12 protein-coding genes and 1 pseudogene are annotated in these 13,496 nt (G+C 65.1%); 4 read left to right on the top strand and 9 right to left on the bottom strand.

The window, feature by feature from the left end:
• Positions 1–84 precede the first annotated feature (84 nt).
• Positions 85–789 (top strand): hypothetical protein, encoded by a 705-nt coding sequence (locus tag HGI30_RS04495; protein WP_168906546.1) that lies wholly within the window; start codon positions 85–87, stop codon positions 787–789.
• Here HGI30_RS04495 and HGI30_RS04490 read toward each other — a convergent pair.
• Together HGI30_RS04490 and HGI30_RS04485 are read right to left on the bottom strand one after the other, a co-directional pair.
• Entirely contained in the window at positions 786–2,030 is a 1,245-nt protein-coding gene (locus tag HGI30_RS04490; RefSeq protein WP_168906545.1) for a YbfB/YjiJ family MFS transporter, read from the bottom strand. The genes HGI30_RS04495 and HGI30_RS04490 overlap by 4 nt on opposite strands.
• Entirely contained in the window at positions 2,027–3,112 is a 1,086-nt protein-coding gene (locus HGI30_RS04485; protein ID WP_168906544.1) for a polysaccharide deacetylase family protein, read from the bottom strand. Before HGI30_RS04485 ends, HGI30_RS04490 begins: the two co-directional genes overlap by 4 nt.
• Positions 3,113–3,242: 130 nt before the next feature.
• Here HGI30_RS04485 and HGI30_RS04480 point away from each other — a divergent pair, with 130 nt between their 5' ends.
• Positions 3,243–4,139 (top strand): LysR family transcriptional regulator, encoded by an 897-nt coding sequence (locus HGI30_RS04480; protein ID WP_168906543.1) that lies wholly within the window; start codon positions 3,243–3,245, stop codon positions 4,137–4,139.
• A 114-nt stretch (positions 4,140–4,253) separates the two neighbouring features.
• On the opposite strand, the gene HGI30_RS04475 is transcribed toward HGI30_RS04480, so the two are convergent.
• From HGI30_RS04475 to HGI30_RS04465, 3 genes are read right to left on the bottom strand one after another with little or no spacing between them, the layout of a single operon-like run.
• A complete protein-coding gene (locus HGI30_RS04475) occupies positions 4,254–5,153 on the bottom strand; it encodes a glycine betaine ABC transporter substrate-binding protein (protein WP_168909726.1) in 900 nt (299 codons plus the stop codon).
• Positions 5,154–5,171: 18 nt separating this feature from the next.
• A complete protein-coding gene (locus tag HGI30_RS04470; RefSeq protein ID WP_168906542.1) occupies positions 5,172–6,023 on the bottom strand; it encodes an ABC transporter permease in 852 nt (283 codons plus the stop codon).
• Positions 5,992–7,212: a quaternary amine ABC transporter ATP-binding protein gene (locus HGI30_RS04465; RefSeq protein WP_168906541.1), complete on the bottom strand. Its 1,221-nt coding sequence runs from the start codon at positions 7,210–7,212 to the stop codon at positions 5,992–5,994. The genes HGI30_RS04470 and HGI30_RS04465 overlap by 32 nt, the downstream gene beginning before the upstream one ends.
• A 248-nt stretch (positions 7,213–7,460) precedes the next feature.
• Between HGI30_RS04465 and HGI30_RS04460 the strand changes: the two genes are divergently transcribed.
• Both HGI30_RS04460 and HGI30_RS04455 read left to right on the top strand, forming a co-directional pair.
• Positions 7,461–8,036, top strand: a complete 576-nt coding sequence (locus HGI30_RS04460) for a GbsR/MarR family transcriptional regulator (RefSeq protein ID WP_168906540.1) — start codon at positions 7,461–7,463, stop codon at positions 8,034–8,036.
• A 322-nt stretch (positions 8,037–8,358) separates the two neighbouring features.
• Positions 8,359–9,078, top strand: a complete 720-nt coding sequence (locus HGI30_RS04455) for a GH12 family glycosyl hydrolase domain-containing protein (RefSeq protein WP_168906539.1) — start codon at positions 8,359–8,361, stop codon at positions 9,076–9,078.
• Positions 9,079–9,253: 175 nt separating this feature from the next.
• On the opposite strand, the gene HGI30_RS04450 is transcribed toward HGI30_RS04455, so the two are convergent.
• The 4 genes and pseudogenes from HGI30_RS04450 to HGI30_RS04435 all read right to left on the bottom strand — a co-directional run.
• Positions 9,254–10,330 (bottom strand): ABC transporter substrate-binding protein, encoded by a 1,077-nt coding sequence (locus tag HGI30_RS04450; RefSeq protein WP_168906538.1) that lies wholly within the window; start codon positions 10,328–10,330, stop codon positions 9,254–9,256.
• Positions 10,327–11,175, bottom strand: coding sequence for an ABC transporter permease (locus tag HGI30_RS04445; RefSeq protein ID WP_168906537.1), 849 nt, complete (start codon positions 11,173–11,175; stop codon positions 10,327–10,329). The genes HGI30_RS04450 and HGI30_RS04445 overlap by 4 nt, the downstream gene beginning before the upstream one ends.
• The gene (locus HGI30_RS04440) at positions 11,172–11,975 is read right to left on the bottom strand and encodes an ABC transporter permease (RefSeq protein WP_168906536.1); all 804 of its coding nucleotides are present in this window, start codon (positions 11,973–11,975) and stop codon (positions 11,172–11,174) included. Before HGI30_RS04440 ends, HGI30_RS04445 begins: the two co-directional genes overlap by 4 nt.
• A 281-nt stretch (positions 11,976–12,256) precedes the next feature.
• Positions 12,257–13,351 (bottom strand): annotated as a pseudogene (locus HGI30_RS04435) (ABC transporter ATP-binding protein); the annotation flags it as partial.
• Positions 13,352–13,496 lie beyond the last annotated feature (145 nt).

Raw genomic sequence — 13,496 nt, 5'->3', positions numbered from 1 at the left:
TAGGCGACTCTAATTTCCATTTACACCCACATTTAGACGAGCCAGCCTGGAAAAGGTTGCGCCGTGGAAGGAGCCTGATCGCGAATGAATTCGCTCTTGCTGTCGACCGGATCGGTCGCTTTTGCAGCCGCTTGCCTCGTGCTGCTGTCCACTCTCGGCTGGCTGCTCGCGGCGACGCGGCGCAGGCCCAGCGGCGCGGCCGCCGCTCCAACCTCCGCCAAGGAAACCGCCGATCTCAGCTTCCTCCGAATGCTGCGGAGCGCTGGTCCGATCCTGCTCGGTATGCTGCTCGTGCTGGCGCTGGGCCTGGCCTCAATCGGCTTCAGCCTGCTCCGCAGCCTCGACAGCCCGCGCACCGAGCCAGGCGACATCGCCTTCCGTCTCGCCGTCGACCGGGGCCTCTACGAGATCCAGCCGGTCTGGCAGCGTGCGCCCGAGAGCTCGGATCGCGTCCGTGATGCGGTACTGCTCGTGCTCCCGTACGGCACGGCTCCAGCCGATGCCTCTCCCGCTCTCCAATCGGAGAGCATGGAGACTCGTCTGCTGCGCAGCGAGTTCGCCGCGTGGGCCCGCTCCTTGCCCGATCCGCCTGCGGCTCCAGCCTACCTGATTCCCGTCAATCCGGCACGGCCGGAGATCGTCTCCTTCCGCCTGCCGGAATCCATCGCTCCCGAGGCGGTACGCCTCTTCTACGCCCATGGCCGAACCGAGCCGATGGACCGCCCCGAGCTCTGGTTCCGCGAAATCGAGGCCTCCGACAGCGCCTCGCCGCCCCCCGCTGACCGCTAAGCCTCCGCCCGGTTCCGCCGCTGCTGCCGTCCGTACCACGCCGCCAGCGCAGCGGCGATCGCCAGGAAGATGGCGCTGGAGGCGACGCCGGCCTGCAGCCCGAACCGCTCGACCGCCGCGCCGCCGACGACCGGGCCGATGATCTGGCCCGCCGCGAAGAACGCCGTCGCCAGGCTGAGGCAGGCCGCATACGCCTGGGGCGGGACTTGCCGGCGCAGCAGCGCCGTCGTCATGAGCGGCGGCGTGATGAACGACACGAGCCCGACCAGCGCCGCTCCGAGCACGGTGACCCACATCTCGCCCGCGATGGCCCCGCTCACGCCGATCGTCCCCAGCGCCAGCCCCGCCGACAGCGTATGCCCGCTCGGCCAGCGGTCGATCGCCTTGCCTCCGATCCATCCTTTGAACAAGCCCGCGAAGCCGATCCCGGACCAGACCAGTCCGGCATAGAGGGACGGCACGCCCGCGCTCGTCAGATAGGGGATCAGGTACGTGAAGTAGATGATATAGCCCCAGCCGAAAAAGAAGTACGAAGCGACGAGGAGCAGCTGCTTCTGCGGGTGCAGCAGCAGCCGCAGCGCCTCGCGGCTTCCCTGCGCATCCGCTCCAGACGCAGGCGAGGTCGCGATTCCGGCTTTGCGGACGGCAAGCTCGAACCCGCATGCGGCCGCGATGCCGAACAGGCCCATGAGCGCCCAGGCGAAGCGCCATCCTTGCAGGCGCGAGGGATCGATCGTGAAGCCGGCGGACAAGCCCGTCACGAGAATGCCGGCGCAGCCGCCCAGCCAGATGAGCCCCGATGCCGTTCCCCGCTCCTCCGGCCGCACGGTGTCCAGCGCGAGGGACAGCACGAGCACGGTGGCGAGAGCCGACAGCGCGCCGATCGCCAGCCGCCACAGTCCGAGCGGAAGGAACCGGTCGCTGGACGCCGAGCCGATCAGCGCCGCTCCGAGCAGCAGGCATGCCCAGCGGTTTATCGCCAGCTTGCGGCCGGGCAGCCGCGCCATCAGCAGCGGCAGGCACAGCGTCCCGGCCAGATACCCGACGAAGTTGACGGTGCCCAGCATGCCCAGCTGGCTGTAGCTCCCCCCGATCGACCTCTGGATGCCCGGGAGGAACATGCCGTAGGAGAGCCGGGAGAAGCCGAGGATGACCGCGAACAGCAGCGACGCCCAGAGCGTAATCGGATTGAAGGCCGAGCGGGTTCCCTTGTCGGCTGTCTCCTCCGTCGCCGACGTCATCCTTCTTGCGGGACGATCTCCGCCTCGATGTCCAGCTGCTCGCACAGCTTGCGGATGCGGCGCATGTCCTGCCCGCTCGAGATCCACGCGCATCCGGCGGCTGCCGCCTCATGAGCCGCCCACTGCAGCACGTACACCAGCGCATCGGCATGAGGCTCCTTCGTCGCGAAGTCCTCCAGCACGAGCGTGTCGCCCTGGATCGAGGCGCGCGCGTAGGCCCAGTGCTGGCCGGCGAAGCTGCGGGCGGCGAAGCGCGCTGCGCCATCCGCTCGGGCTCCGTCCGAGAGCGCCTTCAGCCATTCGACATAAGCGCCGGCTCCCGTCGGAGCTTTCGGATTTCCCCATGCCAGCGAATCGGCGGCCAGCTTGCGCAGCTCCTCGCCCTCCTCCACCGGCTTCCACTGCTCCCCAAGAAACGCGCTCGGAGGGACCGCCTTGAAGCGGACCTGCCAGCTGCGCTCGCGGATGGGGACGCCGTTTGCCTGCAGCAGCTCGGATACGGGCACCGAGGCCAGCCCTTTCGCATGCGCCTGGCGCACGAGCGCGCGCACCGCCTGCGGCGTCTCCTTCGCGTTCTCATTGGCGTGGAAGATCAGGATCGAGCCGCGGACGAGCCGCGGGGCGGCATCCTCCACGAGCTGCGCGCTCGGCGGTCCCGCCCAATCGACCGTATCCTCGCCCTCCACGAGGTAGTAGTCCCATTCGCGGAGCCAGCCCAGATTCTCCTCCCGGAACGACGCGTAGGGAAACCGCATGAACGTCGGCACCGGCCTGCCGGTCGCCTCCTGATAGGCGAGCTCGGCCAGCATCATCTCTTCGAAAAAGACGGCTCGGCTCACTTCCCCCATGCGGCGGTGATGGTACGTATGCGTGGCGATCTCATGGCCCCGAGCCAGCATCTCCCTCGCTTTCTCCGGGTAGCGGTCGAGCCACTCGCCCGTCAGGAAAAACGTCCCGCGCGCCCCTCCCTGCTCGAGCGCGTCCAGCCACGGGTCGATCGAGACCCGGATCGGCCCGTCATCGAATGTGAAGGCGCAATGAGCGGCCTCCGGATTGCCGCGTACGATTCTAGTCGCTGTCATCCTGCATCCCCCTTATGAAGCATCCCTTGCAAGCCGATGCCGTTGGCCTTATTGTAAAAACAGCGGGAAGTTTTGTAAAATTGAATAATTTGAACGATTCATTCGATTTATCCAAACAAAGGAGAGAGCCATGGATCTTCGTGCCCTAAAGACCTTCGAGGCCTGCGCCCGTCTCGGCCATTTTTTGAAAGCCGCCGAGGAGCTGCAATACGCTCCCTCGACGGTGACCTTGCAGATCCAGCGTCTCGAAGCGGATCTCGGCGTCGCCTTGTTCGTACGGGACGGCAAGCGCATGATCGTGAGCGAGGCCGGCCGATGGCTGCAGCAGGAGGCCTCGACCTTGCTGAAGTCGGTCGGGACGTTGAGGCAGACCGTATCCGACATTGCTGCGGGAGAGAACGGCTCGGTGCGCTTCGCCGCGATCGAGCCTGTCGCCAGCCAGCGGCTTGCGGCTGTGCTCGCGGATTTTTGCAGCGCTTGGCCGAAGGTGGAGCTGTCCATGGACGTCAGCGGCAGCCGGGCGATCGCGGAGAAGGTCCGGGACGGCGAGCTGGAGTTCGGCGTCTGCTCGGAGCCGCCGCCCGCGTTCCAGCTGGAATTCGAGCCGCTGATTGAGGAACGGCTCGGGGTCATGCTGAGCCCGGACCACCCGCTGGCCGGCCGGGACTTCATCGCGGCGAGCGATCTCGCGGGTCATGCCGTGCTCGTCAAGGAATCGGCCTGCGCCTATCGGCAGCTCTGGGAAGCGGCGATCGGACCGGACCGCCGGAGCCTCCTCGCCTGCATGGAAGTCGGGAGCTTCTCCGTCATCCAGCAGATGGTCCAGGCCGGCTTCGGCATCGGCATCGCTCCCATCTATGCCGGACTGGAACGGGACGGCGCCCTCCTCGTGCGGCCGCTGGCCGACCTGCATCCGGTCATCGAGATCGGCCTCGCCTATCGGACCAAGCCTTTTCTCGGCAAGGCGGCCTTGTCGCTGATGGATGCCGTACGAGGCATGCGGACCGCCGCGCCTGCGGCCACGTAAGCCATCCGGCATGCCGGCTCCGCTTCATTGCCTAGGCCAAAAAAGCCGTTCCAAGTCATGTCTCCATGGCTCGGAACGGCTTTTGATCGATCCTAGGGCTCGGCTTGGCTTTGCTCAGCCTTTCAAATCCTCGATGGACGAGACGTCCATGTACGACGGCACGACGAGGCCGAGCTTCGTGCCCTTGAGGTTCGCGCCGAGGTCCTCGTACTTGCCCTCGTACTGCTCCGCATAGTCCTTGTGCGTGATCGGCAGCCAGGCCGCGACCATCGCGTCGGCGTCGCCGCCGGCTACGCCCGCCCACATCGGGCCGGCCTCGACCTGCATCAGCTCGGTCTTGTAGCCCAGTCGGTTCTCCAGCACCCAGGCGACGACGTTCGTGCTGGCGATCTCGGAATCCCAGGCGACGTAGGCGAGCTTGATCGTCTTGCCGTCGCCCTTCTCGATGCCGTCCACCCAGCCGTCGATCAGGGCGGCGTTGTCCTGAGCCCAGGCGGCGGCCGCTTCGGCCGGCTCCTGGCCGTCCTGCACGGACGCCATCACCTTGGCCATGTCGGCGTCGGTCCACTCGAACTTGTCCAGGAAGGCATAGGCGGACGGAGCGTCCTCCTTCAAGCCGAGGCGGGCGACCGTGCGGATCTCCTCGTCCTCGCCGAACGACTTTTTCGGATCGTCCAGATACTTGAGGTCGTACTTGGCGAACATCCAGTGCGGCGTCCAGCCGGTCACGATGATCGGGTCCTCGTTCTTGACCGCCTTGTCGAGCGCGACGGCCATCGCCGCCGAGGAGCCCTCGACGAGCGTCCAGTCCGACAGGCCGTAGTCCGAGACGGCGCGTTCCGCCGCGGCCATCAGGCCGGCGCCGGGATCGATGCCGACGATCTTGTGGCTCACCGCCTTGCCGACGGAGCCGCCGCCGCTGCCGGACGCCCCATCCGCATCTGCATTGCCGTTCGACGAGCATCCCGCCACGACGAGCGTCGCCGCGATCGCGGCCGCTCCGATCGATTTCATCCAGTTTCGGTTCAAGAATTACCCTCTCCTGTCTGCTTGTCGTTTTCCTTTGACCAAGTGCTGCGTCAGGCGATCGAGGAAGATCGCCAGGATGACGATCGCGAGGCCCGCCTCGAAGCCTTTGCCGGTCTTGATCTGGCTGACCGCCCGGTAGACGTCCGCTCCGATGCCCTGCGCGCCGATCAGCGACGCGATGACGACCATCGACAGCGCCAGCATGATCGTCTGGTTGATGCCGGCCATGATGGACGGCACGGCCAGCGGCAGCTGCACCTTGACCAGCTTCTGCGCCGGCGTCGAGCCGAACGAGTCGGCCGCCTCCACGAGATCGGCGGGCACCTGCCGGATGCCGAGGTTCGTCAGCCGGATCGTCGGCGGCACGGCGAAGATGACCGAGGCGATGACGCCGGGCACGACGCCCAGGTTGAAGAACGTCACCGCCGGGATCAGGTAGACGAACGCCGGCATCGTCTGCATGAAGTCGAGGATCGGCGTCACGATCTGCTGCGTCCTGAGGCTGCGCGCGCAGGCGATGCCGATCGGGACGCCGATGGCGATGCTCACGATCGCCGACGTCAGCACGAGCGCCAGCGTATCCATCGTATGGTCCCAATAGCCGAGATTGTCGATCAGGAACAGGCCGACGAGCGTGAACAGCGCCATCTTCCAGCGCATGAACCGCCACGCGATCAAGGCCAGCAGCACGATCATCGCCAGCGCGGGCAGCACATGCAGCACGTAGGAGATGCCCTCGACCGCGCCCTCGATGCCGGCCGCGATCGGATCGAGCAGGAAGCCGAGGCTGCTCTCGATCCAGTCGACCGCCGCATCGACCCATTTATCCAGCGGTAGTTTCGGAAGCACGTCCATCCACCTCCCGTCCCGGCACATGTCCGGCCAGCGCGCCGAGCACCGCTCCGCGCACGATGACGCCGACGATGCGGCCGGCCTCGTTCACGACGGCGACCGGCACCTTGCTGCGGCCGACGAGCTCGAACAGCTCGTTCAGCAGCACGTCGGGAGCGACCGTCGGCGCGTCGCGGATGACGATGTCCTCCAGCGGCAGGCCGCGGCGCGCCGCCTCCGAGGCGTCCTCCGCCGTCAGCACGCCGATCAGCCGGCGGCTGCGGTCGGTGACGAACAGGTTGGAGATGCCGCTCTCCCGCATGAGCTGCAGCGCGACCCGCGCGCCGCGGTCGATGCCGATCGTCTCCGGCCGGCGCATCACATGCGCCGCCGTCAGCACCTTGGACAGATCGACATCCTCGACGAAGCGCTCGACGTACTCGCTCGCCGGATTCACCATGATCTCCTCCGGCGTGCCGATCTGCACGATCGCGCCGTCCTTCATGAGGGCGATCCGGTCGCCGATGCGCAGCGCCTCGTCGAGATCATGCGTGATGAAGACGATCGTCTTCTTCATCGTCTCCTGCAGATCGAGCAGCTCGTCCTGCATGTCCTTGCGGATCAGCGGATCGAGCGCGCTGAACGCCTCGTCCATGAGCAGGATGTCGGGATCGTTGGCCAGCGCGCGGGCCAGCCCGACCCGCTGCTGCATGCCGCCGCTCAGCTCGTCGGGATAGCTGTCCGCCCGGGCGTCCAGCCCGACCAGCTTCAGCGCTTCGCGGGCTTTCGGCTCGCGGTCGCGCTTGGCCACCTTCTGCACCTCCAGGCCGTACTCCACGTTCTCCAGCAGCGTGCGGTGCGGGAACAGCGCGAACTTCTGGAACACCATGCTGATCTTTTTCTGCCGCACGGTCCTCAGCTGCTCGGCGCCGAGACGCGTGATCTCCTGGCCGTCGATTCCGATCGTCCCCGACGTGGGCTCGATCAGCCGGTTGAGCAGCCGGACGAGCGTCGACTTGCCGCTCCCGGACAGCCCCATGATGACGAAGATTTCGCCGGGCTCTACCGAAAAGGACACCTGATTGACCCCTACCGTATGCTTCGTCTCGTTGAAAATGCGGTCCTTCGACCATCCCTGGCTCAATAGGGCGGAGACCCGTTTCGGATCCTCGCCGAACACCTTGGTCAGGTCCTTGACTTCAATGATGGGCAAATGCCTGCACCTCCTCGCGCCGCGGCCCCATCGGCCGGGCGTTCACTCGAACAAGTCTAGCGAATCCGACTCGGAACCGTCAACCGTTAATTCCGTATATTTTGTATGTACGGTTTTTTCTGAATATAATTGATCTCTTGAATGCTCCCGCTTGCTAATTATTCCTCTTCCTTTCACCGCTTTACATTGCGCAATATGTCTCTTACAATTACTTTGTCAGCCGAGACGGCGACGAAGGAGCGGACCCGATGAACGACGAATTTGCCCGACTGGAGCCAGGTCAGGAGCAGGCGATCCAAAAAGCCCGCAAGCGGGTGATCGAATCCATCGGCAAGAACATGGATCTGTACGGGATCACGCAATCGACCGGGCTGCTGTACGGCCTCATGTTTTTCCAGGACAAGCCGATGAATCTCGACGAGATGGGCCAGGCGATGGAGATGAGCAAGACCAGCATGAGCACGGGCATCCGTACGCTGGTCGATTTGAATATGGTCAACAAGGTATGGGAAAAGGGCTCTCGCAAGGACCTGTACGAGGTCGAGCGGGACTGGCACCAGACGTTCGCGGACTTTTTCGTGCTGAAATGGCGGAAAGCCGTGGAGATGAACCTGACGGCGCTGAGGCGCTCGCGGAGCGAGCTCGTCAAGCTCCTCGATGAAGCATCCGAGGACACGTCGGAGCCGCTGCGGACGGCCGTGGACGGCGATCTGGACAAGATCGGCCAGGCGATCGCCTATTACCTGTGGCTGGACCGGGTCATCGATCTGCTGGAGTCAGGCGGCATCTACGAGCATGTGCCCAAGGAGCCGCGGCCGGACTGAACGGCGGCGGGACCGGCCACGGAAACGGAATCGAAATGGGACACAAGCTGTCGGACAAAGGGCGGGTGCGGAGGACGTCTTTCGCCCCCGCTTTTCGTCATGCTTTCAGTCGGCTCCACCTCTAATAGAGATGGGATTTTCCGTCTATTTTTGCGGGTATTTCCTGCGTTTGCCGCTATGCTAAAATGCAGATGCGGCGTTATGATAGCGCTTCCAATCAGGAGGCGGCATGCGCCGTTCCCGATGGAAAGGAGGACCGAAGCCCGCCGCACTCGGCCTTGCAAGCCCGCTCGAATCCCATTTAGCCAAGGAGATGAACGTAATGAAAAAAAGAACGCGCCTGACCGCCTTCCTCAGCCTGCTGATCGGCTCGCTGCTGCTGTCCGCCACCGCCTTCGCCGCCGTCTGGACGAGCTCGGACCAATGGGGCAACTGGTCGAACGGCGGGTATACCGTCTACAACAACATCTGGGGCAGCGGGGCAGGCACGCAGACGATCTGGGCCGACTCGTACAGCAAATGGGGCGTGACCGCCAACCATCCGAACACGGGCGGCATCAAGTCGTACCCGAACAGCACGCGTCCGATCAACACGCAGCTGTCGGCGCTGAGCAGCCTCAAGAGCTCCTTCAACGTCACCGTGCCCTCGAGCGGCTCGAGCTTCGTCGCCGCCTACGACATCTGGACCGGCAACAACGCGCATGAGATCATGCTGTGGATGAACAAGCAAGGCGCCGTCGGTCCGATCGCCGGCTCGTGGGACTCCAGCGGCAACCCGGTCGCGAACTTCACGAACGTGAGCGTCGGCGGCCATACATGGAACGTGTACAAGGGCAGCAACGGCTCCAACGACGTGTTCTCCTTCGTCCGCACGAGCAACACGAGCTCCGGCACGGTCGACGTGCTCGCCATCCTGAACTGGTGCAAGTCCAAGGGGTGGATGGGCAGCGAGATCGTGAACAGCGTGCAGTTCGGCTACGAGATCACGTCCGCGCCGAACGCTACGTTCACGACGAACAGCTACTCCGTCAGCTTCTCGTAAATCGCAGCCGACGAGCGCGGCGGAGCTGAGCCGCTCTCCGCGCCGCCACCTCTGCGCCGTCATCCGCTCCCATGCCAAAAAGGGGCTGTCCCGCGAAGCCGAATCGACTCGGCCTTGCGGACAGCCCCTTTTTCCATGCCGCTCCCGGACAGGGGAAACGGCGGCTTTGGGCGGTTCACTTGCGATGCATCTTGAACTCGAGGAACAGCTCGTTGTAATGCGACAGCATGCGCTTGCCGAGGTTGTCATACACCTCGAGCCGGCTCGTCAGCTGCGGCGGCGGGTAGAAGCGCTCGTCGGAGCGGACCTCCTCCGGCAGCAGCGGCACCGCGTCCTTGTTCGGCGTGGAGTAGCCGACGTACTCCGCGTTGCGCGCCGCATGCTCCGGCTCGAGCATGAAGTCCATGAACTTGTACGCCCCGTCCAGGTTGCGGGCCGTGCGCGGGATGACCATGTTGTCGAACCAGACGTTGGAGCCTTCCTTCGGAATCACATAGTCGAGCTTGTCGTTCTCGTCCATGATCTCGGCGGCGTCGCCGGACCAGACGACGCCGGCGGTCGCTTCCTCGTTCGCCAGCAGCATCTTGATCTCGTCGCCGACGATCGCCTTGACGTTGGGCGTGAGCGCCTGCAGCTTGGCCAGCGCTTCCTGCAGATGGGCCTCGTTCGTATCATTGAGCGAATAGCCGAGGCTGTTCAGGCCGAAGCCGATCACCTCGCGCGCGCCGTCGACGAGCATGAGGCCGTTGCCGAGGCGCGGGTCCCACAGGTCGTCCCAGCTGTCGAACGCGAGCCCCTCCGGCGCGAGCTCCGGGTTGTAGACGATGCCGACCGTGCCCCAGAAGTACGGGACGGAGTACTCGTTGCCCGGATCGAAGCGCAGGTCGAGGAAGCGCTCGTCGATATGCTTCAGGTTCGGCAGCTTGGCATGGTCGATCGGCAGCAGCAGGTCCTCCTGCTTCATCTTGTCGATCGCGTACTCCGACGGCATCGCCACGTCGTACGTCGTGCCGCCCTGCTGGATCTTGGTCATCATCGCCTCGTTCGAGTCGAACGTCTGGTAGATGACCGTGATGCCCGTCTCCTCCTGGAATTCCTCCAGCAGCTCGGGATCGATATAGTCGCCCCAGTTGTAGATGGTCAGCGTATTGGAGCCCGAGTAGCCCTGGCTGGAATTGAGCCAGGACGCCAGGTACAGGCAGCCGAGCGCGGCGATGAGGATGGCCGCGAACGAGCGGATCAGGCTTTTCATGGCGTCTCCTCCTTGGCGGCCCCGCGCGCCGCTCCTCCGCGTCCGGCGGCCGGCTGCGTGCCGGGACCGCTGCGCCGCGTGATGAAGTAGTACCCGGCCACCAGCAGCATCGTGAACAGGAAGATGAGCGTCGACAAGGCGTTGATCGACAGCGAGATGCCCTGCCGCGCCCGCGAGTAGATTTCGACCGACAGGGTGGAGAAGCCGTTGCCCGTCACGAAGAACGTGACGGCGAAGTCGTCCAGCGAGTACGTCAGCGCCATGAAAAAGCCGGCGAAGATGCCGGGCTTGATGAACGGCAGCACGACGCCGGTCAGCACCTGCCAGCGGCTCGCGCCGAGATCGCGCGCCGCGTCGATGAGCGTCGGGCTCATCTCCTGCAGCTTGGGCAGCACCATCAGCACGACGATCGGGACGCTGAAGGCGATGTGCGCGAGCAGCACCGACACGAAGCCGAGGCGGATGCCGATCATCGTGAACAGGATCAGGAACGACGCGCCGATGATGACGTCGGGGCTGACGATCAGCACGTTGTTGAAGCTCAGCAAGGTGTTCTTGGTCCGGCGGCGGCGCGCCTCGTGGATCGCCAGCGCGCCGAGCACGCCGAGCACGGTCGACAGCAGGCCGGACAGCAGCGCGATGACGAGCGTGTTCAGCACGATGATGAGCAGCCGCGTATCGGCGAACACCTCGCGGTACCAGTCGAGCGTGAAGCCGTCGTAGCCGTGCATCGTGCCGCCGCTGTTGAACGAGTAGGCCATCAGATAGAAGATCGGCGCGTACATGATCGCGAACACCGCGATCAGATACAGGTTGGACCAGCGCCAGCGCTTGCTCTCGCTCATCGGGTCACCCCCTTGCGCTGTCCGGCGGCGAACATGATCGCGACCATGACGAGGATGAGGAACACCGCGATCGTCGAGCCCATGCCCCAGTCCTGGGTGACGAGGAAATGCTGCTCGATCGCCGTGCCGAGCGTGATGACGCGGTTGCCGGCGACGAGGCGCGTAATCATGAACAGCGACAGCGCCGGGATGAAGACGGCCTGGCAGCCGGCCTTGACGCCGTCGATCGTCAGCGGGAAGACGACCTTGGCGAACGTCGTCCACGCCGAGGCGCCGAGATCGCGCGCGGCGAATACGAGCGACGGATTGAGCTCCTCGAGCGCGTTGAAGATCGGCAGGATCATGAACGGGATGAAGATGTACACCGACACGAACACGAAGCTGAAGTCGGTGAACAGGATCTGCTGCGTGCCGATACCGATGAACTCGAGCAGCTTGTTGACCGAGCCGTACGTGCCGAAGATGCCGAGGAACGCGTACACCTTGAGCAGCAGGTTGATCCACGTCGGCAGGATGATGAGCAGCAGCCACAGCTGCTTGTGCTTGGCGCGCGTCAGCGCCCAAGCCGCCGGGTAGGCGATGAGCAGCGAGAACAGCGTAATCAGCAGCGAGTACCAGAACGAGCTGAGCGTCATCCGCAGGTACACCGGGGTGAAGAAGCGCGCATAATTGTCGAGCGTCAGCGCGCCCTCCACGTCGAACAGCGAGCGGTACGCGATGAGCGCGATCGGCGCCGCGACGAACAGCGCGATCCACAGCGCGTACGGCACGAGGAAAAAGTTGCGGCTGCGGGCGGACACTAGCTGTTTCCTCCCGGGCGGCCGGTCTCGACGATCGGCGGCCCTTCTCCCGGCTCGCGGCGCTCCTCCGCGGCCTCCCCGCGCCGCAGCGCGGCGTCCTCGGCGCGGCTCGCCTCGCCCTCGCCGACCGGACCTTCGGCGTCCGGCCCGGCTGCTGCCGGAGAATTGGCGGCCGGCACCGCTCCGGCGATGCGGGCCTGCGCCTGTCCGGCGGCAGGCCCCGGCTGCGCGCCCACGGCGCCACCGGCGTTAGCGCCGAGCGCCTGCTGCGGCGCGTCCGGCTCGGCGTCCTCGTAGCCTTCCAGGCGGCGGTCGAAGTCTTCTTCCGACTCGCCGAAGCGCATGACGTGGATCGCCTCCGGGTCGAAATCCAGCCCGATCGCCTCGCCGACGACCGCCTTGCGGGTCGAGTGGACCATCCACTCGTTGCCGGAGTCGTCCATGCAGATGATCTCGTAGTGCACGCCGCGGAACAGCTGCGTATCGACGGTCGCGGCCAGCTTGCCCGCTCCTGCCGCCGTCATCTCCAGATCCTCCGGACGGATGACGATCTCGACCGGCTCGCCGCGCCGCAGCCCGCGGTCGACGCATTCGAACTCCTTGCCGGCGAACTCGACGCGGTAGTCGTCGAGCATGCGTCCCGGCACGATGTTCGACTCGCCGATGAAGTCCGCGACGAAGCGGTTGATCGGCTCGTCGTAGATGTCGGTCGGCGTGCCGCTCTGCTCGATGATGCCTTTGTTGAGCACGAAAATCTCGTCCGACATCGCCAGCGCCTCCTCCTGGTCATGCGTGACGAAGATGAACGTGATGCCGAGCCGGCGCTGCAGCTCGCGCAGCTCGTACTGCATCTCCGTGCGCAGCTTGAGGTCGAGCGCCGACAGCGGCTCGTCGAGCAGCAGCAGCTTCGGCTCGTTGACGATCGCGCGGGCGATCGCCACGCGCTGGCGCTGGCCGCCGGACATCTCGCGGATTTCCCGCTTGCCGTAGCCCTCCAGGTTGACGAAGCGCAGCGCCTCCTCCACCTTGCGCTCGATCTCGTCCTTTTTGAGCTTGCGGATGCGCAGGCCGAAGGCGACGTTGTCGAACACGTTCAGATGGGGGAACAGCGCGTAGTCCTGAAAGACCGTATTGACCTGCCGCTTGTTGGCGGGCAGGTCGTTGATGAGCTTGCCGTCCATCCGGATCTCGCCGCTCGTCGGCTCCATGAAGCCCGCGATGAGGCGGAGGATCGTCGTCTTGCCGCAGCCCGACGGGCCGAGCAAGGTGTAGAACTTGCCCCTCTCGATGTCGAAGGACACGTCGTTCAGGACGGGAACTCCGTCCTCGTACTGCTTGGTTACTCTCCGGAACGAAATGACCGGTACCTGCTCCATGCGGCAGCTTCCCTCCTGTTCGGCGTCTGTCCGCCTGTCCGTTCACGGCTCCGTGCGATCGGGCGGCGCGGGACAGGCCTATGTATGCCCCCATTATACCCCAAACGGCGCGTGCAGGAACGATTATTCCGTGCGCCAGAGGGTC

The organism is Paenibacillus albicereus (assembly GCF_012676905.1).
GTDB classification, from domain to species: Bacteria; Bacillota; Bacilli; order Paenibacillales; family Paenibacillaceae; genus Paenibacillus_O; species Paenibacillus_O albicereus.
The sequence above is the reverse complement of the archived record's forward strand: the minus strand, read 5'-3'. Positions and strand labels throughout refer to the sequence as shown.